Here is a 23,291-nt window from a genome sequence, read left to right on the forward strand (position 1 = left end):
GATTCCAAGGTGATCGTGGCGATCAACAAGGACCCCGAAGCACCGATCTTCTCGGTGGCCGATTACGGTCTGGAAGCAGATCTGTTCCAGGCAGTGCCGGAGCTGGTGAAGGCGATCTAAGCCTTGCCATGGCACCTCCGCAACAAGGCGGTGCCAACGGCCCGGACAACGTTGTCCGGGCCCTGGCCAGAGCGGCACACAAGGATGTGCCCCGGCCCCACCTGGTTCAGAGATTCAGGAGACAAGACATGCAGATTTCCCTTGACCGCCGCAGCCTGGTGCTCGCCATAGCCGCTTTTGTGACTGCCGCAGGCACCGGCACATCAGCCTGGGCACAGTCCGGCGACTATCCCGCGCGGCCGGTCACGCTGATCGTGCCGTTCCCGGCCGGCGGCCCCACCGACCGCCATATGCGTACGCTGGCCGACATCGCGGGCAAGCACCTGGGCCAGCCCATCATCGTCGAGAACAAGCCCGGCGCGGGCGGCACGCTGGGCCCCGGCACCATGGCGCGCACTGCCAAGCCAGATGGCTACACCATCACCCAGTTCCCCATGTCCATGCTGCGCATGGCGCATATGCAAAAGACCGCCTGGAACCCGGTCACGGACTTCAGCTACATCATCGGCGTCTCGGGCTATACCTTCGGTTTCACGGTGCGCTCGGATTCACCCTACAAAAGCTTCAACGAGTACATCGCCGCCGCGCGCAAGACTCCCGGCAAGATCGAATACGGTTCCACGGGCATAGGTTCCTCGCCGCATCTGCTGATGGAGGAGCTGGCCGAGAACGCCAAGGTCACTCTCAATCATGTCCCTTTCAAGGGCAATGCCGACCTGCAGCAGGCCCTGCTGGGCGGTCATGTGGCCGCGCAAAGCGATGCCTCGGGCTGGGACACCTATGTGAATGGCGGCCAGATGCGTCTGCTCATGACCTTCGGTGAAAAACGCACCCAGCGCTGGCCCGACGTGCCCACGGCCAAGGAGCTGGGCTATGGCGTGGTCTCCACCTCGCCCTACGGCCTGGCGGGGCCCAAGGGCATGGACCCGGCCGTGGTGCGCAAGCTGCACGACGCCTTTAAGAAGGCCATGGACGATCCGCGCCATGTCGAGGTGCTCAGGCAGCTCAATCAGGACGCCTGGTACCGCTCGGGTGCCGACTATGCGCAATGGGTGCGCGAGGCCTACGCCAAGGACAAGGTCCTGATCGATCGCCTGGGCCTGGCTGCCAAATAGGCCTGTCCTCCAATGCGCCCGCAGGGCCGTGGGGCCCGCAGGTGCAGTCCGCTTGAGATTCGTGAATTCCTGAAACGGAGCCCCTCATGACTGTTTCCCTGCCTTCGCCCGATGCACCCTTCACCACGCTGGCTGCGCTGATCCGCAGCCATGCGTGCCAGCAGCCCGGCCATGCCGCGCTGCGCGACGACCAGCAGACGCTGAGCTATGCCCAGCTCGACGCCCTCATGGACCGCGTGGCCGCCGCGCTACAGCGCGACGGCGTGCAGCCGGGCCAGGCCATTGCCATCTGCGCGTTGAATTCGGTGTGCTATGCCGCCCTGTTCCTGGGCGCGCTGCGTGCGGGCGTGGTGGTCGCGCCGCTGGCGCCATCCTCCACGGCCGAGAGCCTGGCTTCCATGTTGCGCGATGCCCAGGCGGGCCATCTGTTCCTCGACCAGGCGGCCCAGGACCTGGTGCCCGCAGACACCGGACTGCAATGCATCTCGCTTGACGGCGTGGCGCCGGGCCGTGCCTTTGAGGACTGGCTGGCGCCCGAAGGCGCGCAGCCCGCTGCCGTGAGCCTTGCGCCCGAGGCACCGTTCAACATCATCTATTCCTCGGGCACCACGGGGACTCCCAAGGGCATCGTGCAGTCGCACGGCATGCGCTGGACCCATATCAACCGGGGCGGCGTCTACGGCTACGGCCCCGAGGGTACGACGCTAGTGGCCACGCCGCTGTACTCCAACACCACACTGGTGGTGTTCTTCCCCACGCTGGGCAGCGGCGGCTGCGTGGTGCTGATGCCCAAGTTCGACGCGGCGCGCTATCTGCAACTGGCCCAGCAGCACCGCGTCACCCACACCATGCTGGTGCCTGTGCAGTACCAGCGCATCATGGCACTGCCGCAGTTCGGCGAGCATGACCTGTCGAGCTTTCAGGCCAAGTTCTGCACCAGTGCACCGTTTCGCGCCGAGCTCAAGGCCGATGTGGTGGCGCGCTGGCCAGGCAGTCTCACCGAGTTCTACGGCATGACCGAAGGCGGGGGCACCTGCATCCTCGAAGCCCATCTGCACCCGGACAAGCTGCACACCGTGGGCCAGCCCGCCGAAGGCCATGACATCCGCCTCATCGACGAGCAGGGCTGCGAGGTCGCTCCCGGCGCGGACGGCGAGGTCGTGGGCCATTCGGCCAGCATGATGAGCGGCTACCACGGCCAGCCCGCCAAGACACGCGAGGCCGAATGGTTCGATGCCACGGGCAAGCGCTTCATCCGCACGGGCGATGTGGGCCGCTTCGATGCCGACGGCTTTCTGACCCTGTTCGACCGTCGCAAGGACATGATCATCAGCGGCGGCTTCAACATCTATCCCAGCGACCTGGAGGCTCAGTTGCGCGCCCATCCGGCCGTGGACGACGTAGCCGTGGTCGGCGTGCCCTCCGAGCAATGGGGAGAGACGCCCGTGGCCTATGTGGTGTCGCGCACGGGCCAGCCGGCCAGGCCCGAGGAGATCATGGGCTGGTACAACCAGCAAGCCGGCAAGACCCAGCGTCTGGCCGACCTGCGCTTCATCGCCGAGCTGCCGCGCAGTGCCATCGGCAAGGTGCTCAAGCGCGAGCTGCGCGATCAGTACGCGAGCCTGTCTTCCATTTCACGATGCCCATCACGAGACATATCCCATGAGCCATGACACCACGATGTCCGAAGTCCGCCGCCAGGTGACGCCCGAGGAATGGCAGACTCGGGTCGAGCTGGCTGCCGCCTACCGGCTGGTCGCCCACTTCGGCTGGGACGACCTGATCTTCACCCACATCTCGGCGCGCGTGCCGGGCCAGCCCGGCCAGTTCCTGATCAATCCCTACGGCATGCTGTTCGACGAGATCACTGCGTCCAGTCTGGTCAAGGTTGATCACGAGGGCCAGCCATTGATGGAGACCGAGTACGACGTCAACCCCGCCGGCTTCGTCATCCACAGCGCCATCCACGACGGCCGCCCCGAGGTGCAGTGTGTGCTGCACACGCACACTCGCTACGGCGTGGCCGTGTCGGCGCAAAAGGATGGACTGCTGCCCATCTCGCAGCAATCCATCTTCCCGCTGGTGCGCCTGGCCTACCACGACTACGAGGGCGTGGCTCTGCGCGATGACGAGAAGCCGCGCCTAGTGGACGATCTGGGTGCGAGCAACTTCCTCATCCTGCGCAACCACGGGCTGCTCACCTGCGGCCGCAGCGTGGCCGAGGCCGTGCTGGCCATGTACACGCTGGAGTCGGCCTGCCGCATCCAGGTCCTCGCGCAGTCGGGCGGCAGCGAGCTGATGCGCATCCCGCAGACCATCATTGCCGACGCGGTCAACCAGTCGCGCCAGGTCACCAAGGGCAAGGGCGCGGGCCTGGCCTGGCCGGGCCTGCTGCGCCGTCTGGATCGCATCGACCCAAGTTATAAGGACTAACACCCCCTGAGTCGCTGCGCGCCTTCCCCCGTTGCACGGCGCCCTCTCTCTCGCTTCGCGGGAGGGGGACGACACCCTTGCTGCGGGGCGGCGCGGCCGGCATAGGCCCTTGCTTGGCGTCCCTCGCTTGCGCTGTTGCCGTTTCGCAGGCAGCGAACAGAGCTCAGATTCATGGAGAAATCAATGGGAATTCTGGTCAACATCCACCCCAGCATGGGCACGCCCATCGTCGAGTCGCTGCGTGCGCTGGCACCCGATCTGCGCGTCTGGGCCCACCGCGACGAGGCGCCTGCCACCGAGGTCGAAGCCATGCTCGCCTGGAGCCTCAAGCCCGGCGTGCTGCCGGCCTATCCGCAACTCAGGCTGCTGTGCGCACCCAGTGCCGGTGTGGACAAGTTGCTGGCCGTGCCCGATCTGCCGGCTGGCCTGCCCGTGGCGCGCACCGTCGATCCGCAGCAGCATGTGGAGATCGCTCAGTATGTGGTCGGCACCGCGCTGCGCCATACGCGCGAGCTGGATCTGTTCGCGCGCCAGCAGCAGGCGGGTGACTGGCTGCGCCGCCCCGTGCGCGCCAGCGCCGATTGCCGCGTGGGTATTCTGGGTCTGGGCGAGGTCGGTCGCTTCGTGGCTGCTGCCATGCAGGCCGTGGGCTATCCTGTCGCGGGCTGGAGCCGCAGCGCCAAGAACATTGCCGGCCTGACCACCCACAGCGGTGCTGAGGGTCTGCAGCAGCTGCTGTCCGGCAGCGACATTCTGGTCTGCGCCTTGCCGCTTACGCACGAGACGCGCGATCTGCTGAACCGCCGCACGCTCTCCCTGCTGCCGCGTGGCGCCTATTTCATCAATGTGGGGCGCGGCGAGCAAGTGGTCGAGGATGAACTGCTGGCTCTGCTCGACGAAGGCCATCTGGCCGGCGCCGCGCTGGACGTGCTGCGCGAGGAACCGCCCCAGCCCGGCAACAAGGTGTGGGGGCACCCCAAGGCCTTTGTCACTCCGCATATCGCGGCCCAGGCTTCAGCCGACACCGTGGCCCGCCAGTGCCTGGAGAATCTGCGCCGCCTGCGTGCGGGCGAGCCCTTGCTCAACCTGGTGGACGTGGCCCGCGGATACTGAGACGTATTTCCCTTTCCCCCTGTCGCGCTGCCGCGCGGCGCTTTATCCTTGCAAGAACCAAGAGACATTCATGCCTTCGACATCTCGCCGCAGCTTTCTTCAATCGAGCGCCGCAGCCGGCGCCGCCATGCTGGCTCCCTCGGTCTGGGCCCAGAGCCCCTGGCCCTCCAAGCCCATACGCATCGTCGTTCCCTATACGGCTGGCGGCTTCACCGACCAGATGGCCCGTCTGCTGCAAGTGGGTTTGCAGAAAGCGCTGGGCCAGCCCATCGTCATCGACAACAAGCCTGGTGCGAACAGTCTCATCGGTGTGGATCAGGTGGCCAAGTCCGCACCTGATGGCTACACGTTCGGAGTGGTGATTGCCGCTTATGCGGCCAACACCACGCTGTATCCCAAGCTGCCCTACAACCCTGGCAAGGATCTGGTTGGCGTGTCTCTGATGGGGATCTCGCCTCTGGTTGCTGCAGTGTCCAACAATGCTCCGTTCAAGACCACGCGGGAGCTGATTGCCTATGCCAAGGCACATCCTGGCAAGGTCAGCTTTGGCTCCTCGGGAAGCGGCTCCAGCGCGCATCTCACAACCGAGTTGATGAAGTTGCTGACGAAGACGGATATGACTCATGTGCCCTACAAGGGGGCCGCACCGGCACTGACCGACCTCATGGGTGGTCAGATCCCGCTGTTCCTAGATCCTCCGCCCAATCTGATCCAGCCTGCCAAGGCCGGTCGCATTCGTCTGATTGGCGTGGCCAGCGACAAGCGACTGGCGGTTTTGCCCGATGTACCGACATTTGCCGAGCAAGGCATCCCCGACCTGATGGGCAGCACCTGGGCAGCAATGATTGCACCGGCAGGAGTGCCCAAGGAGATCGTGCAGCGCATGTCCGCCGAAGTCGCTCGCATCATTCGCAGCCCTGAAATCACGCAGCGCATGCAGCAGACCATGGGTACGTTTGCCGAAGGATCGACGCCAGAGGAATGCGATCGCTTCATTGCTGCGGAAACCGCCAAGTGGGGCAAGGTCATTCGCGAGGCCAAGGTCACGCTGGACTGATGGCATCGCCTGCAGTGCGCCATGCAAGCGGTCGCAGATCTGGCATCGGGCGCGGCCGCGAGCCAGGCCGGTTCAGCTTCCGCGAAGCGCCTGGCAGGCATTGAGCGTTTTAGCCTTCAGGCCCTGATCGCCGGAGTTCTCTCAAAGTTGGGAAAACCGCGCTATAATCGCTTTCTCTTTAGGGGAGTCGCCAAGCTGGTTAAGGCACTGGATTTTGATTCCAGCATGCGAAGGTTCGAATCCTTCTTCCCCTGCCAAGATATGAAAGCCCCGGTTGTTTATGCAGCCGGGGCTTTTTCTTTGTGCTCGATGCGCATCTGCCATCTTTGGCGTCGGGCCTGCTACCGCCATTGAGTGATGCTTATGCCGTGCATCTTCCAAGTGCCAGAAGCGCGGGGATTTCGCAAAAGTCCACTTTTCCATCGGAACCCACTGGGCGAGGCGCCACGCAGCGCCAGAGCACCCTGTTGCTGCAGTGAAGCCGGCTTGATGCCGGTGTGTGAATAGCATCAGCTGGGTATCGGCCAGGCAACAGGCTGGCAGATGCGCAGCGATACAACCGCAGAGGCAGGCGCTACTGTTTTACAAAACAGTGGCAATTTTTTTACCTGAGCTTTACAATCCTCGCGAAAATGGAATTGAGATTGATTCTCGTTCTGTTTTTGCTGCCAGCCCCTATACGGTGTCTCCGTTCCAGCCACAGCGTCATTCGTTCTTCGGCACTTCTTGTCTGAAGAGAACACCCAGGCTTGTTTTTTACGCTCATGCTGGAACGCTCGTTTTTCCCGGTCGCCGGGGTTTTGCCATTTCGTCTTCATGCCACGGCTGTGGCCGTCAGCGTGGTCTGCCTGCTGCCTGGTCTCAGCCATGCACAAGAGGATGCCGCCTCGACACTGGCAGAAGTGACGGTGCAGGAAAAGGCCATTCCCAATGTCTATGGAGAGTCGAGTGATTCCTACGTGGCCGGCGGAGTCGAGGTCGGCAAGGCGGCGCAGTCTCTGCGCGAGGTTCCGCAGTCGGTGACTGTGGTGACTCGTCAGCGCATGGACGATCAGGCCATGCGCACGCTCGATGATGTGATGAAGTACACCACCGGGATCACGCGCGAAGAGACCTGGCTGGATACGACCTATCTGTCCCGCGGCATGAACATCACCAATTTCCGGTTCGATGGCGGCGCTGCCAGCTCCTCTCGCTCGGGCAGTCGCAGCCTGGACATGGCGCAGTTCGACAGCGTCAGCGTTCTGCGCGGGGCCGACGGTCTGTTCGGTGCCGGCGAGGCTGGCGGGGTTCTGAACTTCACCTACAAGAGGCCACAGGTCAAGCGTCAGACGCAGGTGCTGCTCTCCGGTGGAACCATGAGCAACTATCGCACAGAGCTCGACACCACGGGTGCGTTGAACGAAAGCGGAACCCTGCGTGGCCGTTTCGTGGCCGTGAACCATGACCGAAAGGAAATGGCAGCCCCATCCAAGCTCAAGCGGCAGATGCTGTATGGGGCGCTGGAGATGGACCTGACGTCCAGCACGGTTGCCACGCTGGGTGCCAGCTATCAGAAAGACAGAAACACGGGCTTCAATGCCAGCCTGCCGCGCTATGCGGATGGCAGCGATATCGGCTTTGCGCGCAATACCAACTTTGGTGCACCCTGGAACTGGATCAATCGCGAGAACACCACGGTCTTTGCCAAGCTCGAGCAGCAACTCGGCAATGACTGGCTGCTCAAGACCCAGCTCAGACACACCCGCTTCAATGAGGGCGTGAATGGCGCGGAGATCGAAAGTTCGCCGGATCCCGTCACGCTGCAGGGTGCGGACTGGTGGATCCATCAAGCCAAGTCACGCGAGCGTGAAACCAGCTTCGATATCAATTTGCAGGGTAGCTTTGATGCCTTGGGTCAGCGTCACGATGTGATACTGGGTCTGGATCAGCACCGCAACAGCAATACCAATCGAAGCCTGTGGCCCAGAGTGGGGCCTGCCGACGTCTTCAACCGGATTCCACCGCAGGATCCGGGCTATCCGCTCGGTGACTGGACCAGCGGCTCGCAGACCAAGACGCAAAAGAGCGGCCTCTATGGCTCCGTTCGTCTGCGTCCCGTGGAACGTTGGTCAGTCGTGCTTGGCGGACGCTATGTGCTGCAGGATCGCAATACCCAGCACGACATGCACGGTGCGCTCACGGCCAGCAGTCGCGAGTCGAATGTCTTTGTGCCCTATATGGGGCTGATGCATGAGCTGACCAAGTCCACCAATCTGTATTTCAGCACCGCCGAGATCTATCAGTCCCAGGCCGGAAAATTCTCTGCACCACTGCCAGGGACGCCGCTGGATCCTGTGCGTGGCCGTACCTACGAGCTGGGCGTCAAAAGCGAGCTGACTCCCCATCTGATCGCCAGTGCGGCATTGTTTCGTACCGATAAAAAAGGCGAAGCCGTTTACGACCCCGCTTACCCCCAGACCGATTGGCGCGGCGGTTGCTGCTACTTCCGCGACGGCTTCAAGCTGAGTCAGGGCATCGATCTGGAGATGACGGGGCGAATCACTCCCAATCTCCAACTGGCGGTGGGCTATACCTACAACAGCAATGAAGACAGACGCAAGGACAGCGCTCAGTTCAGCACGGTCACGCCGCGCCATCTGTTCAAGGCCTGGGCGGACTATCGCTTGAGCGGCGATTTGCGCGGCTGGAGCGTGGGCGGCGGTGTGGTGGCTCAGAGCTCGAACTATCGGGCCTCGGGCATCAGCGCTTACAACCCGGCAACGGGCCGTTATGACGGAGCCTGGACTCCTTACAACTTCACTTCCCCGGGCTATGCCGTCTGGTCGGCACGTGCGGCCTATGCATTCAACAAGGATTGGAGCCTTGCGATGAATGTGGGGAACTTGTTTGACAAGACTTACTACAGCACGGTCGGCTATGCGGGTTATGGCAACTTTTACGGCGAAAAGCGTACGGTTACCGTGTCGCTCAAGGGCCGTTTCTGACAGGGCGTAGCAATGTCGCAATCTGATGGGCTGGGCTCTGACTGGGGACTGGGATCGCGTCTGGCTGCTGCAGTGCTGGGAGGCTATGCCGTCTCCAGTGCCTGGGTGGTTTTATGTGGAGCGATGAGTCAATCTCGTGTGGAGACCATTCTGGGGGGCATGCAGTCCAGTTGGCTGTGGTACGTGGCTGTGGTGGTCGGTGCCTTCAGCCCGGCATCGCCACGTCGGATCTGGGGCGTGCTCCTCATTCTGATTCTCGCCATGCTTGCAGCCACTGCGGCCTTGATCTTGCTGAAAGGACGCTGATGCAGCCGGCAAAGAAGGAATCGGGCGCAGGCAAGGGTAGCTTCCGTCAGGCTCAGGCATGGTTGCACACCTGGTGCGGCCTGTGGTTCTCCTGGCTGCTGTATGCCGTTTTCCTGACGGGTACCCTGGCCGTCTTCGAGGAGCCCATCACCCACTGGATGACCCCGGAGCATCATGCGCATGAGCAGGCCGAGGCCCGGCAGGCAGGCTCTGAGCGGGAGACGGCGTCTTCTATGAGCCAGCGTCTGCAGTGGGGCATGGCATATATGCAGCGGCAGCACCCGGGGGCGGACATGTGGGAGCTGTGGCCTGCGGAGGTCAAAGGAGGCGGGGACTTGCGCGTCTACTGGTTCGATGGCGACGGCCAGTATGCGGCTGCCCAGCTGGATCCTGTGTCCGGAAATGCCTTGAATGCTTCCGAAGCTCCCAAGGTGCGCCAGACATTGGGCGGTCATCATTTTGTGGATTTCCACTATCAGCTGCACGCGGGCCAGCTCGGTCTCTGGATTGTTGGCGTCGCGGCACTAGCCATGCTGGTGGCGCTGGTCAGCGGAGTGATTACCCATAGACGAATCTTCAAGGACTTCTTCACCTTCCGTGCCCGCAAAGGGCAGAGAAGCTGGCTGGACATGCACAACGCCGTGGCGGTGCTGACGCTTCCTTTCCAGCTCATGATCGCCTATACAGGCATCGCCATATCTTGCTCGACCTTCATGCCTGCCGGCATTGCGGCCTACTTCGGCAGCAGTGCCGAAGCCGTCAAGGCTTTCCAGGTGGCTCTGAATGAACCGGGCAAGCCGCAGCGTTCGGGCCAGGCCATGCCCGTACCGGATCTGGAGTCCTTCGTGCTGCGCGGGCAGGCCTTGATCGGGCAACCGGTGCGGGCGGTGGTGATCGATTACCCGGGCGATGCGGCTGCACGCATCGGCATTTATGGATGGAATGACGCCGACGATCTGAGCAAGCGTCTCAGCCCCAGCAGCGGCATGGCCATGTTCTCGGCCGCCACTGGAGAGTTGCAGCAGTTGCGCTTGCCCGGAGGTGTGGATGGCGGTGCGGCATCACTCGCGCAATCGGTGATCGGCGGGCTGCATATGGCGACTTATGGCGGGCTGCCGCTGAAGTGGCTGTACTTCATTTGCGGGCTGGCCGGAAGCGCCATGATGGCCACTGGAGCGATTCTCTTCATGGTCAAACGGCGGGGCAAGCATCAGGGGGAGTTTGGCTCCAGCACATCCACGGTCTACCGAATGATTGAAGCAGCGAATGTGGCGGCCATCGTGGGACTGGGCATCGCCTGTGTGGGATTTTTGTGGGCCAATCGTTTGCTGCCTGTCGAAATCTCGCAACGCTCCAGATGGGAGTTGGTGGTGTTCTTTGCGCTGTGGACTCTGGCTCTCATACATGCGCTGCTGAGGTCGCCGCCACTGGCATGGCGTGATCAGATGGCAGCACTGGCTGTGCTTTGTCTTCTGTTGCCTTTGCTGAATCTCGTGACGACTGGAGAGCAACTTGCTGCATACCTTCTCGATGGTGACTGGGAGAGCGCGGGGGTAGAGCTTTTCGCCCTTGCTGTCGGAGTGGCGGCGGCTGGTGCCTGGGTCTGGATGCGCAAGGCATCGGGCCTGAAGCCTGCGCGAAAGCAAATGGCTCGTGAATTGTCGAAAGACCTGCCTGTGGCTGCGGACGCAAGTGCAGCGAAGCAAGGGAGCCTGTCATGACCTTGTGGCAGTCATCCTTGCAGGCCTTTGCTTTTTCGATGGGAGGTATGACGGCTCTCGCTTTTGCCATGGACCGCCATTACGCGCAATTGACATCTCTGGACGAGGTGCCGACAGCGCATCGTATGGCGCTGCGTGTGCTGGGAGCATTGCTTTTGCTGGCCGTTTGCCTGCCTGCCATGCGTGGGTGGAGTGCAGCGGTTGGCAGCGTGCTCGTGCTGGGCTTCTGGAGTCTGGGGGCTTTCGCGACGGTCGCTGGACTTTCTTGGTCGGCTCGACACCTGGCTGTGGCAGCCGCCGTGACGGCGCTGCTGGGGGGCGTCAGCTGCCTTTGGTGACGGAACCCTTGAAGCGCGCAAGGCTTCTGATCTTCAATCGCTCCAATTCATGCCGCGGCCATGGGTTTCAGCAGCGATTGCGAATTGTTTTCTGGAAAGTGCAACGTTCATGACGGTGGGACAAATCAAACGCTGGGGCAGCCTCGGGCTGCTGCTGGTCTGTGCCGGAGGGATTGCCTTGTGGTGGGGGAGTCGGCCCAGGGTCGAGTACCAAAGTGTTGCGGTGCAGCGCGGCGATGTGGAGTCCACCGTCACTGCCATCGGTACTTTGCAGCCCAGAACCTATGTGGATGTGGGGGCTCAGGTTTCAGGGCAGATCACCCGTTTGCTGGTCAGTCCCGGGGCCAGGGTCGAGAAAGGTGCATTGCTGGTGGAGATCGATCCCAGCGTGCAGCGCGCCACAGTGGATGCAGGAAGAGCATCACTGGCGAGCCTGGGGGCTCAGATCGCGGAGCAGCAGGCACAGCTGAAACTGGCAGGCCAGCAGCTGAAACGACAGCAGCAACTGGCCGCCGAAGAGGCCACAAGGCAGGAGGATGTGCAGATTGCCGAGGCCCAGGTTGCCGGGGCTGCGGCGCGCATCGACCATCTCAAGGCTCAGATGCAGCAAACACAGGCCAGCCTCAAGGCTGACGAAGCACGTCTGGGCTATACCCGCATCTATGCGCCGATGTCCGGCACGGTGGTATCCGTCGATGCGCGTGAAGGCCAGACTCTGAATGCCACCTATCAGACGCCGAATATTTTGCGCATTGCCGATCTCACGGCCATGACGGTCTGGACCGATGTGTCGGAAGCCGACGTGCGGCGTGTGAGAGCTGACATGCCCGTTTATTTCACGACTCTGGGGAGTGCAGGTCAGGAACAGGCGCGTCGGTGGAACAGCCGAGTGCGGCAGGTGCTGCCTGCGCCGCCGGCCAGCGTTGCCCCCGCAGCGGGCAATGCGGCGACACCTGCGGCGGCCACCAAGGCCGTGACCTATACGGCATTGTTCGACGTGGATAACAAGGATGCGGAACTGCTGCCGCAGATGACGGCCCAGGTGGTCTTTGTCACCGGTAGCGCCGAGCAGGCCTTGACGGTTCCATTGACAGCTCTTCAGTCTGAAAAAGATCAGCAATCGCAGAGCGTTCGGGTGCTGACAGCCAAGCGGCAGCCCGAGCAGCGAAACGTGAAGCTTGGAGTACGAAGTCGCCATCAGGTACAGGTGCTCGATGGTGTGGCCGAAGGCGAGCAGGTCATCGTCGGCGAAACCCTGATTCCCGGCGGCCTGCGGTGGCTGCAATGGTGAGTGCGATGGAGCAGGTTCCGCTGATTTCGCTGCGCGGCATTCGCAAGCACTATGGCGGTGTGGGCGATCAGCCCTCGGTGACGGTGTTGCACGGCATTGATCTGGATATTCGCGCGGGTGAGTATGTGGCCGTCGTTGGCAGCTCCGGTTCGGGCAAGTCCACCTTGATGAATATCCTGGGCTGCCTTGATAAACCGAGCGAAGGTTGCTATCGGTTTCAAGGGAGGGACGTGTCCTTGCTGGACTCGGACGCCCTGGCCTGGTTGCGTCGTGAAGCCTTCGGCTTCGTGTTTCAGGGCTACCACCTGATTCCCAGTGAAAGTGCCTCGGAGAATGTGCAGATGCCTGCGATTTATGCAGGCCTGGCCAAGGAGCAGCGGGTGCACAGAGCCAAGCTCCTGCTCGAGCGCCTGGGGCTGGGGTCGCGTCTGGGAAATCGTCCCAATCAGCTATCGGGCGGTCAGCAGCAGCGCGTGTCCGTTGCGCGGGCGTTGATGAATGGCGGCCACATCATTTTGGCCGACGAGCCCACCGGGGCGCTTGACTCGCATAGCGGCGCCGAGGTGATGGCTTTGCTGAGCGAGCTGGCCGATGCGGGACACACCATCATTGTGATCACGCATGACCGCGAAGTTGCGGCTCAGGCAAGGCGCGTCATCGAAATCAGCGATGGACGTGTCGTCAATGACAGTGCTCCCGATGGCGTTCAGAGCCGAGCAGAGGTTCCTCCATTGACCCCGCAGCGCAACACCGCAACGTCGGCAATATCCTGGGTGGCTGAGATTTCCGAAGCTGCACGCAGTGCCTGGCGCGGTATGCGCATGAACCGGGTGCGCACCAGCCTGACCTTGCTTGGCATCGTGATCGGCGTGGCCTCGGTGATCGTCATGCTGGCCATAGGCGAGGGCGCACGGCGCAAAGTGGTCGAGCAGATGGGCACCATGGGAACAGCCATTCTCTATATGGGCAGCAAGCCGCCGGCCAGCGGCGGACCTGCGGGCCAGATCACCGAAGACGACCTGGTCGCCATGCGGGAGTTGCCGGCGATACGCAGAGTGATGCCCGTCATCGGAGACCCCGTCACGGTGCGCTATGGCAAGGCCGACAAGCAGGTGTATGTGTTTGCGGCCAGCGAGGAGATGCCGCTGGTTCACCATTGGCGCGTTGCCCAGGGCCGCTACTTCACCGAGGTGGAAGACCGCGATCTGGCTCCGCTGGTGGTGATAGGCCACAAGGCGCACCAGCATTTTTTCCCGGAGGTGGCCAATCCCCTGGGGCTGCAGCTGATCATCGGGAACTCGGCGTTCGAAGTCATCGGTGTCATGAGCGAGCGTGGGGCTGACTCTGGCGCTCAGGACTATGACGACATGGTCTTCATTCCCTATCAGTCGGGGCGCGCCAGGGTCTATCAGGCGCAGACGCAGCCCGATTATGTGGTCGTGGAGGCCAGCTCCTCGGAGCAGGTTCACGAGGCCGAGCAGTCCATCCGCGGTCTTTTGCTGGCACGCCACGGGGGGCGGGAAGACTTCGGAATCGGCAATGCAGCAGCGCGCATTCAGGCCGAAGCCGCAACACGCCAGAGCATGGCCGTGATGCTGGGGCTGATTGCGGCAGTTTCACTGGTGGTCGGAGGCATCGGAGTCATGAACGTGATGCTGATGACGGTGCGCGAGCGCACCAGGGAGATCGGCATTCGCATGGCGGTTGGGGCCCGACAGCGTGACATCCTGCGCCAGTTCCTGACGGAAGCCAGCATGGTGACCATTGTGGGTGGGGGCGTCGGTCTGCTTGCGGGGCTGGGCATCGGACTGGCGCTTCTTGTCTCGGGCGTACCTGTGATTTTTTCGGTGAAAGCCATGCTGGGGGCATTTGCCTGTGCGGTGCTCACCGGTCTGGTTTTTGGCTTCATGCCTGCCAGGACGGCGGCCCGCCTGGAGCCCGTGCGAGCATTGGCGGGAGAGTAGGCATGTACAAATGGAACGCAGTGCTGGCGGCTCTTGCTCTGGCTGGATGCACGACAACGCAATCCAGTGACGATACCCGGGGAATGTCTCTCGATATTCCTCATGCCTGGGCGCAGGATCAGGGGGCAGAAAACGAACAAGTCAGCGCCAGTTGGTGGCACAGTTTTGGCAGCCCGGAGCTCAGCGCGCTGGTTGAGCAAGCCAGGAATCAAAGTCTGGATGTGGCGGCTGCCGTCGCGAGAGTGCAGCAGGCGGATGCCCGGGCAGCTTATGCACGTGCGGCCCTGGTGCCGGATTTGAATGCAGATTTCGGTGCCACAAGATCTGCAGCGATGGACAGTCATACGGAAAGAGACGCCAGCACTTGGCGAGTGGGTCTGTCGAGTAGCTACGAGCTGGACTTCTGGGGGCGTCAGCGTGCTTTGAGAGACGCCGCAGAGTCCAGCAGGCAGGCCAGCGTGTTTGACCGTGAGATCGTGAGATTGACGGTCACTGCCTCAGTCGCCCAGGCCTGGCTCCAGTGTGTGGGCCTGCGCGAGCGCGCCGCGATTGCCCAGCTCAACCTGGAGGTTTCCGAGCGGCTCTTGAAGCTGGTAGAGTCCAGAGCCCGTTATGGTGCAGCGACCTCCGTGGAACTGGCTCAGCAGCGTGGCCAGGTTGCTGCACAGCAGCGTGTTGTGGCTTTGCTCCGAAAACAGATTGCAGATGCACACGCGGTGCTGGCACTGCTGTCGGGGCAATGGACTACGGATCTTGTGAGCGAGACCAGTCTTTCGAATCTGGCGATTCCAGGCGTTCGCCAGGGTACGCCTGCGGATCTGATAACACGCAGGCCGGATGTGGCGAAAGCGGAGGCTCAATTGCTCGCGGCGGATGCGAATCTTGCCGCTGCCAGAGCAGCCATGCTGCCCCGCGTGACGCTGACCGCGGGCCTGAGCTCCGAGAGCGAAAAGCTCGGCAGGCTGCTGGAGAATCCCCTGTCTTCTCTGGCTGCGGGAATTCTGGCTCCGATCTTTGATGCAGGGCGACTTGCTTCGAGTCGGGAGCTGGCTGCAGCGCAAAAGCAGGAGCTTGTGATCGGCTACCGCAAAGCCATTCTGCAAGCCTTCAATGATGTTCAAACTGCATTGAATGCGGTTGACGGCGCGGAAAGACAGGCGGTGGTTCAGGCGCAGGAAGTGGTTCAGGCCCAGAAGGCTCTATCACTGGCGGAAAGCCGCTACAAGGCCGGGGCGGACAATTTGCAGACCTTGCTGGATGTGCAGCGTGTGGCCTATCAGAGCCGAGACCTGGCAGTTCAAATACGACAGGAGCGCCTTCAGGCAAGCATCGCACTTTACAGAGCCTTGGGAGGAGGCTGGAGACGATTGCCGGAAGGGCCCGAGAGTTGAGGAGCGTCAGCGTAATGCAACGGTTGAGGGCAGCAGGTTTGCGTCCGACCGTCGCCAGAATTGGCGTGCTTCAAGTCCTGCTGAGCTCTGCTCCCCATGCTCTGAGCAGAGATGAGATATATCGCCAGTTATACCTTCGGGGGACTCCTGTCAGTGTGGGAACCGTCATGCAGGTGGTGGCCCAGCTGAGCAGGCTGGGTGTCGTGCATCACAACGGCAGACAGGGGCGCGAGTCCGGCTATCTGCTCTGCGCAACCTAATTCAGCAGCCGCAGCACATACCCACGGCCCATGCCCAGGCCTGGAGCGATGTCCACGCACTTGTGTGCGACTGCAGACCGTTTCACAGAACTGCTAGGTAAGTTCATGTTGTCTGCTGGATTTGATGATGCGCCACAATGCGGAATCATCATGTGCGGCAGATTTGCCGTGGTTCTCTGCTTCGTCACCACCCATGCGCGACCTCAATGATTTGTACTACTTCGTCCAGGTAGTGGACTATGGTGGTTTTGCTCCGGCAGGCCGAGCTCTGGGTATGCCCAAGTCCAAACTCAGCCGCCGTATTGCTCTGCTTGAGGAGTCCCTGGGCGTGCGACTGCTGCAGCGTTCAAGTCGGCGCTTTGCTGTGACGGATATTGGCCAAGAGTATTACCAGCGCTGTCAGGCAATGCTGGTGGAGGCGGAGTTTGCGCAGGAAGTCATTGATCGTACCCACGAGGATCCTCAAGGCATCGTGCGTCTAAGTTGCCCGCTGGCGCTGCTGGACTACCAAGTCGGTGACATGTTGGCGCGCTTCATGGTGCAGCATCCACGTGTTCAACTTCAGGTGGACAGCACAAACCGCCGGGTAGATGTGATCCGTGAGGGACTGGACCTGGCTCTGCGTGTACGTTTCCCGCCGCTCGAAGACAGCGAGCTGGTAATGAAGACTTTAGGTGAGAGCACGCAATTTTTGGTGGCTAGCCCGAAGCTTGTGAGCGCAATGGGCGGGATGCCTCAACTGGCGGATCTTTCGCAGTGGCCAAGCCTGGGCGACGGTCGGCTGCAACGTAGTGAAATTTGGCAGTTGCAGGGGCCACAAGGCGCAACGGCAGAGGTGCATTACCAGCCTCGTATGGTTTGCGAAGACCGTATTGCCTTGCTTCAGGCGGCTTTGCATGGCGTTGGCGTAGTGCAGTTGCCGGCCATGATGATCCTGGATGATTTGCGTAGCGGGCGCCTGGTCGACGTCATGCCCGGCTGGAAGCCTCGTGCAGGCATCGTTCACGCCGTATTCCCGTCTCGCCGTGGGCTGCTGCCTTCGGTAAGGTTGCTGCTTGACTTTCTTGGCGTGGAGTTCACTGCCTTGCAGGCACAAATCAAGCAGGCATGACGTCCAGGGCCAGCTCAAAAGGGGCGATGGACTATCGTTCCAATTAATGAACGCTGGTGGCAAGAATTCCAGGCTATTCAGCGCTCGTGTGCGTCTCTACAGTTACTTCTAACTCGTTCGCAAGTCCTACGTTCTTGCGCACTTCAGGAGAAGTAAATGCAAAAGACCATTCAAGGAATCTACAGCGCACCTCAGCAGCACTGGGTCGGCGATGGGTTCCCTGTTCGCTCTCTGTTTCACTACAGTCAGCACGGAACCCAGCTGAGTCCTTTTCTGCTGCTGGACCATGCAGGTCCATACAACTTCGCGCCTACCAGCCAACGTAGGGGTGTGGGTCAACATCCGCATCGTGGATTTGAGACGGTAACAATCGTCTACGAGGGTGAGGTCGAGCATCGTGATTCCACGGGGGCAGGTGGCGTCATCGGCCCCGGCGACGTGCAGTGGATGACCGCTGCTAGTGGCATCCTGCATGAGGAATTCCATTCATCTGCCTATGCCGAGAGTGGCGGCCCCTTCCACATGGTTCAGTTGTGGGTCAATCTGCCATCCAGCGACAAGATGGTCGAGCCAGGTTATCAGTCGATCACCAATGCAGAAATTCCCGATGTTCCACTTCCCAGCAATGCCGGGCGAGTGCGAGTCATTGCCGGAAACCATCAGGGACATACGGGCCCGGCACACACCCATACGCCCATCAATGTCTGGGATGTGCGGATGACAGCTGGCAAGTCCGCAATGCTGCATATGCCGGAAGGGCACACGCTGGCTGTGGTGATGCTGCATGGCTCGGTGCTGATCAACGGCCGGGATGCTGTTCGTACCGACCAAGTGGCACATCTGAGTGTGGACGGTACGCAGGTGTTGCTGGAGGCGAACAACGACAGCTCGTTGCTTGTTCTCAGCGGGATACCGATCGCGGAGCCCATTGTTGGATATGGCCCGTTTGTGATGAATAGCGAGGAGGAAATTCGCATGGCCGTCACAGACTTCAACAGCGGCAGATTTGGGCAGATCCATGTTCCAGCTTCCTAGACCGCACAGCGCATGAAATCAGCCAAGGGCTGATGTTATTGCCACCTCTTTTCTCAATCCTTGCCAGCCGTGTTTCGTCTTCAACTTCGAAGCGTGGGAGAGCCGCGCCTTTACCTGGGATAAATCATGAACGCCAAACTTTCAGCTGCCGCCGCAGCCATTCTCTGGGGATTCACCTATGTGCTGACCACTACGTGGCTGCCTCCGCATCCCCTGTTCCTCGCTGCATTTCGTGCTCTGGGAGGAGCTCTGGTCTTGCTGGCCATTGTTCGCTGCGTGCCCCCGCGTGTCTGGTGGGGACGACTGGCGGTGCTGGGCACGTTGAACGCTGGGCTTTTCTTTGGCCTGTTCTTTGTGGCTGCAACGCGCTTGCCGGGCGGCGTCGCCGCAATCTTCCAAGCTTTGACACCATTGGCGGTGATCTTCATTGCCTGGGGCATTCTGGGCGCACGCCCCACCGCTACCAAGATCGGTTCGGTTTTGCTAGGTGCTTTGGGTGTTTCGCTGGTCGTTCTGTCAAGTAACGCGCAGCTTGATTCGCTGGGTATTGCGGCCGCCATCGGAAGCATGCTGTCCATCGCCGCTGGTGGCGTGCTGTTGAACAAGTGGGGGCAGCCGCCCATGCCTTTGCTGGGCTTCACAGGCTGGCAGTTGCTGATTGCCGGTGTGGAGTTGTCTCTTGTTGCAGCTATCGCTCAAGATATGCCTGCACAACTAAATGCGGCCAATGTTTTGGGCTTGGGTCTACTGGCTGTGGCACTGACTGCCGTTCCCTTTGCCTTGTGGTTCGGAGCCATTGAGCGAGCCGGTGCGGTGGCGGTGGCTCCTTTCATGCTGCTGGTGCCGGTCACAGCTTTCGTGCTGGATGCGCTGGTCAAAGGGGTTCAGCCCACGGGCTTGCAAGTGGTTGGTGCCGTACTGGTCATGGGGGGACTGATGCTGAGCCAAAAAGCAGCCGGTAAGTCCGGTAACAAATCCACACGTCATGTGCGCAACACCGTGGCGCAAGATTAAATAAAGCCGTGATCAGTTTGGAGCTTGCCATGAATGCCTTGATTGACAACATGCTGCGTTCCCGTTTTTTCTACCTGTTGGCTACGGCCTTGCTGACCTATATCTTTTGGTGGAGTGGCTTGAACAAGGTTGTTGACTTTCAAGCTGCCATCGGTGAGATGGAGCATTTCGGCCTTCAGCCTGTCACCCTGTTCGCGATAGTCACCATTGCAGTCCAGCTTGTGGCTCCACTGGCGATCATTACCTGCAGCCGCTGGGCATGGCTGGGCGCAGCAGCACTGGCGGGCTTCACTTTGGCCACGATTCCCATTGCCCACCGTTTCTGGGAAATGAATGGCATGGAAGGCTTTCTCGAAAAAGCTCTGGTGCAGGACCACATGAGCGTCATAGGCGGGCTGGCGGTGGCGGCCATCCTGGCTCACCAGCGACGTCAGTCTTTGAGCAAAAACTGAGCCGCTTCCCTGCGTTTCAACCATCGGTTTCATCCTGACCTCGAAAGGGTCAGGCTTCCCCGCCCGCCTGGGCATCCATGCTCTCCAAGGAGATTTCCATGAGCAACAAACCTTATGTCCGCCTCGACAAGAACAACGCTGCCGTGCTGATGGTGGACCACCAGACCGGTCTGCTGTCCCTGGTACGCGATATCGACCCCGATAAGTTCAAGAACAACGTGCTGACCCTGGCCGATATGGCCAAGTACTTCAAACTGCCCACAATTCTGACCACCAGCTTCGAGAACGGCCCCAACGGGCCTCTGGTGCCTGAACTGAAGGAGATGTTTCCTGATGCTCCATATATTGCCCGTCCCGGTCAGATCAATGCCTGGGACAACGAGGACTTCGTCAAGGCCGTCAAGGCCACGGGCAAGAAGCAGCTCATCGTGGCCGGCGTGGTGACCGAGGTCTGCGTGGCCTTCCCCGTGCTGTCTGCCCTGGCTGAAGGCTTCGAGGTGTTCGTGATCGCCGATGCCTCGGGTACCTTCAACAGCATGACCCAGCAGGCCGCCTGGAGCCGCATGGAGCAGGCTGGAGCCCAGCTCATGACCTGGTTCGGTGCGGCCTGCGAGCTGCACCGCGATTGGCGCAACGACATTGAAGGTCTGGGGACTCTGTTCTCCAACCACATCCCTGACTACCGCAACTTGATCACCAGCTACAACACGCTGACGAGCGCCAAGTAAAGCTGTTTGACGCCTCGCTTTGACAATGCTGTCGAGCGGGGCGATTCGGCATGATTAATCAACAGAGTGCTATGCAGAACACTATTGAGTTTGTGAACTCGCTGGGCGATGTGATCTTTCGCACCGCCGATGGAAGTTACGTGCTGGCTCAGCAGATTGACGCCAAGCCGTTGAGTGCGACGCAGGTTCTGGATAGCGCGCTGGATACCATCGGCATCGAAGCTGCAACAGACCCAGCAACTGGGGCGACATACGAGTTTTTCATCGCAGCCTACGGCCTGTCGCGTGATGCTGCGTTCGATGGCTTTGTATGAAGGCAGATCCCTTGTTCAGGGCCCTGATGAGCTATGCCAAATCTACAGTTGTAGGTGCTGTGGCTGACCAGATGCCTTGCCAATTGGCGCTGAAGCGCGGAAGCTATTGCCACCATCAACAATCAAGGAGACCGTCATGACTCAGTGGATCGAAGCCATCAGGCTCGCCGAGCTTCCAGAGGGCTCTATGCGCGCCATCAACGTTGGGAATGTGGAGGTTTTGCTGACCCATGTTGACGGATCCATTCATGCAATGGGTAATCGATGTGGACATATGAATGCTTCACTGGCCGAAGGCGCGCTGGTCGGTCATGTTGTGACCTGCGCATTCCACTCTGCACGTTTCGATGTCACAACGGGAAGAAAGGTGTCGGATGCTGTTGTTCTTCCTCCGCCTGGCATCGAAAAAGCCCCGGCGGAAATGTTGCCGTACTTGCAAAAGGCGGGACGCCTCTCTGCTCCGATCAAGACTCATGACTGCCCACGCTATGACGTTATGGTGGATGGTGAAATGGTCAAGGTGCGTATCTAGCAGCCAATGGGTATTTATATCGCGGCTACTTCTGCTTCGTCTCACGAAGCTGTGGGAATGAGAGCGAGCAAGCTCAGGAGCAATCCTGGCCTCGATATGTTTTTGTGCTCACTAACAATTGATATCTATGTCCGATAACTTCTTTCGCTTTCACGACTTGTTTGCTCAATTGGGTCTTCCCAATTCGCCAGATGCCATCGCAGCTTTCCTCAACCAGCACCGACCACTGCCCAATGACGTGCTTCTGGCAGACGCTGATTTTTGGGATGAATCACAAGCACAGTTCATTCGTGAAAAAAAGCTCGAAGACTCGCCGGAGTGGACTCAACTGATCGACCAGCTCAGTGAAGCGCTTCGGGAAAATTCGGGCAACCGGAACATGTTCGGCACCTGTCGCGTACTAGCTCTCTCGGGAAGTTTGCGTCATTCATCATTCAACACGGCCCTGGCCCGTTCAGCGCAGGCGATGGCACCACAAGGTATGAATATCGAAGTCGCAACCTTGCACGGAATTCCGCTCTATGACGCGGACCTGGAAGCCAGTGAAGGCATTCCGGCCGCGGTACTCAAATTGAAAGCGCAGATTCTGGATGCAGACGCCTTGCTGATGGTCACCCCTGAGTACAACAACGGCGTACCGGGCGTGTTCAAAAATGGCATTGACTGGCTCTCGCGCGCAGATATGAAAGCCGTTTTTGCCAAGCGTCCAACAGGCATGATTGGCGCATCGATGGGGGGCTTTGGTACTTTGTCGTCCCAGGCCGCCTGGTTGCCCACTCTCAAGATGTTGGGCGTTACGCTGTACAGCGGTAACTCCGTGCTGGTGTCTCGTGCACAAAATGCGTTCGATGCTCAAGGTGAGTTGATGGATGAGTCGAGTCGGAAAAATCTGAGCACGTATCTCAATGGTTTCAACGAATTTGTGCAGCTCATCAAAATTGCAAAATTGAAATCTCGGTGAAGGGCGCATTGGATGGCGGCAGGTTCGTTTTCTGAAATGTGAACCCGTGCTAGAGGGCAGCGATCGCCAAGCTTGTAGCGGGCGCGCAGGTCGATTGACCTGCGATGCAGCTCTCATGGGGTGGATTGAGCATCTGTTGGCCCTTATCGGCCTCTATCCATGACGAGCCTGAAGCCTACATTGTTGCTTGCACTCCATGGATCCTGTCCTTGTCGGGCGCTGACCCGGTAGCCTTCGCAATAGTCTTCATTGCACAAGAAGGAGCCTCCACGGATGACACGTTTGGGAGCATCGCTGCGCAAACCGTCGGGGTCGAAGGAGTTGCTGGGGCCTTTGGGGTTGCTGACGTGCTTCAAGCGAGCTTGAATGCCGAAGGCGTCATAGCGGTACCAGTCTGCCGTCCATTGCCAAGCATTGCCAGCCATGTCGAATAGACCATATCCATTGGACTCGTAGCTGGCGACGGGCTCGGTTCCCGGAAGGATCTTGGGCTGAGCTTGAGGGAAGCTACCTGTTTGATCCTTCCAGATGCTGGCCATGACGTCGCCATTGGGTTCCTGAAGGGCTCCCCAGGCATAGCGCTGTTGTTCCAGTCCGCCTCGGGCAGCGTACTCCCATTCGGCTTCAGTCGGCAGGCGTTTGCCTATCCAGCGTGCGTAGGCTTGAATGTCTTCATACGAAACTTGAACGACCGGGTGATCGTCCTTGCCTTCAATACTGGAGTTGGGGCCGGAAGGATGACGCCAGTTAGCGCCCCCGACGTACCGCCACCACTGCATGTAGTCGCGCAGAGAAACGGGTTGTCGAGTCCCAACGAACACCGACGCGCCAGGTATCAATAATGACGCCTCGGGCCGGGGTGTGCCTACCGGGAGTTGGGCCTGCAGGCTTGGCCAGTCGGGAGCCTTCTCCGCAGTGGTCACATAGCCTGTTGCGCGGACGAACTCCGAAAACTGGCGGTTGGTCACATGGTGTTAATTTCCACGCATAACTGACCCGCCATTTCCATCTCAAACTGACCCACCCTTTGACTTGAGCCGCAAGGCTC

At 60.5% G+C, this 23,291-nt stretch carries 22 protein-coding genes, 1 tRNA gene and 2 pseudogenes; 23 read left to right on the forward strand and 2 right to left on the reverse strand.

What is annotated here, in order from left to right; translation table 11 throughout:
• From JAO85_RS24805 to JAO85_RS24835, 7 genes and pseudogenes are all read left to right on the forward strand, one after another.
• Positions 1-120, forward strand: a pseudogene (locus JAO85_RS24805) (electron transfer flavoprotein subunit alpha/FixB family protein); the annotation flags it as partial.
• Between the two features lie 128 nt (positions 121-248).
• On the forward strand, positions 249-1,235 hold the full coding sequence (locus tag JAO85_RS24810; RefSeq protein ID WP_202789264.1) for a tripartite tricarboxylate transporter substrate binding protein: 987 nt from the start codon (positions 249-251) through the stop codon (positions 1,233-1,235).
• Positions 1,236-1,321: 86 nt separating this feature from the next.
• Positions 1,322-2,908, forward strand: coding sequence for a class I adenylate-forming enzyme family protein (locus JAO85_RS24815; RefSeq protein WP_202789265.1), 1,587 nt, complete (start codon positions 1,322-1,324; stop codon positions 2,906-2,908).
• Complete coding sequence (locus tag JAO85_RS24820) at positions 2,898-3,668, forward strand: class II aldolase/adducin family protein (RefSeq protein WP_202789266.1); 771 nt, start codon at positions 2,898-2,900, stop codon at positions 3,666-3,668. Before JAO85_RS24815 ends, JAO85_RS24820 begins: the two co-directional genes overlap by 11 nt.
• A gap of 183 nt (positions 3,669-3,851) precedes the next feature.
• Positions 3,852-4,781, forward strand: a complete 930-nt coding sequence (locus JAO85_RS24825; RefSeq protein WP_202789267.1) for a glyoxylate/hydroxypyruvate reductase A — start codon at positions 3,852-3,854, stop codon at positions 4,779-4,781.
• Between the two features lie 70 nt (positions 4,782-4,851).
• Entirely contained in the window at positions 4,852-5,838 is a 987-nt protein-coding gene (locus JAO85_RS24830; protein WP_012839550.1) for a tripartite tricarboxylate transporter substrate binding protein, read from the forward strand.
• Between the two features lie 180 nt (positions 5,839-6,018).
• Positions 6,019-6,095 (forward strand) — tRNA-Gln (locus tag JAO85_RS24835).
• Between the two features lie 252 nt (positions 6,096-6,347).
• Here the strand turns inward: JAO85_RS24835 and JAO85_RS24840 are convergent.
• The gene (locus JAO85_RS24840) at positions 6,348-6,656 is read right to left on the reverse strand and encodes a hypothetical protein (protein ID WP_202789275.1); all 309 of its coding nucleotides are present in this window, start codon (positions 6,654-6,656) and stop codon (positions 6,348-6,350) included.
• Between JAO85_RS24840 and JAO85_RS24845 the strand changes: the two genes are divergently transcribed.
• The 16 genes from JAO85_RS24845 to JAO85_RS24920 all read left to right on the forward strand — a co-directional run bounded on the left by JAO85_RS24845 (position 6,639) and on the right by JAO85_RS24920 (position 22,243).
• Positions 6,639-8,825 (forward strand): TonB-dependent siderophore receptor, encoded by a 2,187-nt coding sequence (locus tag JAO85_RS24845; protein WP_237735005.1) that lies wholly within the window; start codon positions 6,639-6,641, stop codon positions 8,823-8,825. The genes JAO85_RS24840 and JAO85_RS24845 overlap by 18 nt on opposite strands.
• A gap of 12 nt (positions 8,826-8,837) precedes the next feature.
• Positions 8,838-9,131, forward strand: coding sequence for a hypothetical protein (locus JAO85_RS24850; RefSeq protein ID WP_202789268.1), 294 nt, complete (start codon positions 8,838-8,840; stop codon positions 9,129-9,131).
• Positions 9,131-10,852, forward strand: coding sequence for a PepSY domain-containing protein (locus JAO85_RS24855; RefSeq protein ID WP_202789269.1), 1,722 nt, complete (start codon positions 9,131-9,133; stop codon positions 10,850-10,852). The genes JAO85_RS24850 and JAO85_RS24855 overlap by 1 nt, the downstream gene beginning before the upstream one ends.
• A complete protein-coding gene (locus tag JAO85_RS24860; RefSeq protein ID WP_202789270.1) occupies positions 10,849-11,190 on the forward strand; it encodes a DUF3325 domain-containing protein in 342 nt (113 codons plus the stop codon). The genes JAO85_RS24855 and JAO85_RS24860 overlap by 4 nt, the downstream gene beginning before the upstream one ends.
• Positions 11,191-11,299: 109 nt before the next feature.
• Positions 11,300-12,481, forward strand: a complete 1,182-nt coding sequence (locus tag JAO85_RS24865; protein ID WP_054075919.1) for an efflux RND transporter periplasmic adaptor subunit — start codon at positions 11,300-11,302, stop codon at positions 12,479-12,481.
• Between the two features lie 5 nt (positions 12,482-12,486).
• Positions 12,487-14,445 (forward strand): ABC transporter permease, encoded by a 1,959-nt coding sequence (locus JAO85_RS24870; protein WP_304515666.1) that lies wholly within the window; start codon positions 12,487-12,489, stop codon positions 14,443-14,445.
• Positions 14,446-14,447: 2 nt separating this feature from the next.
• Positions 14,448-15,836, forward strand: a complete 1,389-nt coding sequence (locus JAO85_RS24875; RefSeq protein WP_202789272.1) for an efflux transporter outer membrane subunit — start codon at positions 14,448-14,450, stop codon at positions 15,834-15,836.
• A 14-nt stretch (positions 15,837-15,850) separates the two neighbouring features.
• Entirely contained in the window at positions 15,851-16,096 is a 246-nt protein-coding gene (locus JAO85_RS25850) for a transcriptional repressor (RefSeq protein WP_034359593.1), read from the forward strand.
• A gap of 193 nt (positions 16,097-16,289) precedes the next feature.
• Complete coding sequence (locus JAO85_RS24885; protein WP_012839542.1) at positions 16,290-17,207, forward strand: LysR family transcriptional regulator; 918 nt, start codon at positions 16,290-16,292, stop codon at positions 17,205-17,207.
• Between the two features lie 156 nt (positions 17,208-17,363).
• Positions 17,364-18,242, forward strand: a complete 879-nt coding sequence (locus tag JAO85_RS24890; RefSeq protein WP_012839541.1) for a pirin family protein — start codon at positions 17,364-17,366, stop codon at positions 18,240-18,242.
• 126 nt (positions 18,243-18,368) lie between these two features.
• Positions 18,369-19,256 carry a DMT family transporter gene (locus tag JAO85_RS24895; RefSeq protein WP_045840361.1) on the forward strand — a complete coding sequence of 296 codons (888 nt, stop codon included), beginning with the start codon at positions 18,369-18,371 and terminating at the stop codon, positions 19,254-19,256.
• A 17-nt stretch (positions 19,257-19,273) separates the two neighbouring features.
• Positions 19,274-19,708, forward strand: coding sequence for a DoxX family protein (locus JAO85_RS24900; RefSeq protein WP_232096828.1), 435 nt, complete (start codon positions 19,274-19,276; stop codon positions 19,706-19,708).
• A 98-nt stretch (positions 19,709-19,806) separates the two neighbouring features.
• A complete protein-coding gene (ycaC, locus tag JAO85_RS24905; protein ID WP_003070244.1) occupies positions 19,807-20,436 on the forward strand; it encodes an isochorismate family cysteine hydrolase YcaC in 630 nt (209 codons plus the stop codon).
• A gap of 71 nt (positions 20,437-20,507) precedes the next feature.
• Positions 20,508-20,750 (forward strand): hypothetical protein, encoded by a 243-nt coding sequence (locus tag JAO85_RS24910; protein WP_202789273.1) that lies wholly within the window; start codon positions 20,508-20,510, stop codon positions 20,748-20,750.
• A gap of 136 nt (positions 20,751-20,886) precedes the next feature.
• Positions 20,887-21,282, forward strand: coding sequence for a Rieske 2Fe-2S domain-containing protein (locus tag JAO85_RS24915; RefSeq protein WP_054075921.1), 396 nt, complete (start codon positions 20,887-20,889; stop codon positions 21,280-21,282).
• 127 nt (positions 21,283-21,409) lie between these two features.
• The gene (locus tag JAO85_RS24920) at positions 21,410-22,243 is read left to right on the forward strand and encodes a DUF2789 family protein (RefSeq protein WP_039050940.1); all 834 of its coding nucleotides are present in this window, start codon (positions 21,410-21,412) and stop codon (positions 22,241-22,243) included.
• A gap of 143 nt (positions 22,244-22,386) precedes the next feature.
• Here JAO85_RS24920 and JAO85_RS24925 read toward each other — a convergent pair.
• Positions 22,387-23,214 (reverse strand): annotated as a pseudogene (locus tag JAO85_RS24925) (formylglycine-generating enzyme family protein); the annotation flags it as partial.
• Positions 23,215-23,291 lie beyond the last annotated feature (77 nt).

Source organism: Comamonas sp. NyZ500 (assembly GCF_016772095.1).
Lineage (GTDB): Bacteria > Pseudomonadota > Gammaproteobacteria > Burkholderiales > Burkholderiaceae_C > Comamonas > Comamonas thiooxydans.

What these genes read in the sequence shown, in the direction of transcription:
- JAO85_RS24920 (WP_039050940.1), top strand. Translation starts at nt 21,410, where the DNA reads ATGTCCGATAACTTCTTTCGCTTTCACGACTTGTTTGCTCAATTGGGT.
- JAO85_RS24830 (WP_012839550.1), top strand. Translation starts at nt 4,852, where the DNA reads ATGCCTTCGACATCTCGCCGCAGCTTTCTTCAATCGAGCGCCGCAGCC.
- JAO85_RS24810 (WP_202789264.1), top strand. Translation starts at nt 249, where the DNA reads ATGCAGATTTCCCTTGACCGCCGCAGCCTGGTGCTCGCCATAGCCGCT.
- JAO85_RS24895 (WP_045840361.1), top strand. Translation starts at nt 18,369, where the DNA reads ATGAACGCCAAACTTTCAGCTGCCGCCGCAGCCATTCTCTGGGGATTC.
- JAO85_RS24890 (WP_012839541.1), top strand. Translation starts at nt 17,364, where the DNA reads ATGCAAAAGACCATTCAAGGAATCTACAGCGCACCTCAGCAGCACTGG.
- JAO85_RS24820 (WP_202789266.1), top strand. Translation starts at nt 2,898, where the DNA reads ATGAGCCATGACACCACGATGTCCGAAGTCCGCCGCCAGGTGACGCCC.
- JAO85_RS24815 (WP_202789265.1), top strand. Translation starts at nt 1,322, where the DNA reads ATGACTGTTTCCCTGCCTTCGCCCGATGCACCCTTCACCACGCTGGCT.
- JAO85_RS24865 (WP_054075919.1), top strand. Translation starts at nt 11,300, where the DNA reads ATGACGGTGGGACAAATCAAACGCTGGGGCAGCCTCGGGCTGCTGCTG.
- JAO85_RS24850 (WP_202789268.1), top strand. Translation starts at nt 8,838, where the DNA reads ATGTCGCAATCTGATGGGCTGGGCTCTGACTGGGGACTGGGATCGCGT.
- JAO85_RS24910 (WP_202789273.1), top strand. Translation starts at nt 20,508, where the DNA reads ATGCAGAACACTATTGAGTTTGTGAACTCGCTGGGCGATGTGATCTTT.
- JAO85_RS24840 (WP_202789275.1), bottom strand. Translation starts at nt 6,656, where the DNA reads ATGAAGACGAAATGGCAAAACCCCGGCGACCGGGAAAAACGAGCGTTC.
- JAO85_RS24875 (WP_202789272.1), top strand. Translation starts at nt 14,448, where the DNA reads ATGTACAAATGGAACGCAGTGCTGGCGGCTCTTGCTCTGGCTGGATGC.
- JAO85_RS24860 (WP_202789270.1), top strand. Translation starts at nt 10,849, where the DNA reads ATGACCTTGTGGCAGTCATCCTTGCAGGCCTTTGCTTTTTCGATGGGA.
- JAO85_RS24855 (WP_202789269.1), top strand. Translation starts at nt 9,131, where the DNA reads ATGCAGCCGGCAAAGAAGGAATCGGGCGCAGGCAAGGGTAGCTTCCGT.
- JAO85_RS24915 (WP_054075921.1), top strand. Translation starts at nt 20,887, where the DNA reads ATGACTCAGTGGATCGAAGCCATCAGGCTCGCCGAGCTTCCAGAGGGC.
- JAO85_RS24870 (WP_304515666.1), top strand. Translation starts at nt 12,487, where the DNA reads ATGGAGCAGGTTCCGCTGATTTCGCTGCGCGGCATTCGCAAGCACTAT.
- JAO85_RS25850 (WP_034359593.1), top strand. Translation starts at nt 15,851, where the DNA reads ATGCAACGGTTGAGGGCAGCAGGTTTGCGTCCGACCGTCGCCAGAATT.
- JAO85_RS24885 (WP_012839542.1), top strand. Translation starts at nt 16,290, where the DNA reads ATGCGCGACCTCAATGATTTGTACTACTTCGTCCAGGTAGTGGACTAT.
- ycaC (WP_003070244.1), top strand. Translation starts at nt 19,807, where the DNA reads ATGAGCAACAAACCTTATGTCCGCCTCGACAAGAACAACGCTGCCGTG.
- JAO85_RS24825 (WP_202789267.1), top strand. Translation starts at nt 3,852, where the DNA reads ATGGGAATTCTGGTCAACATCCACCCCAGCATGGGCACGCCCATCGTC.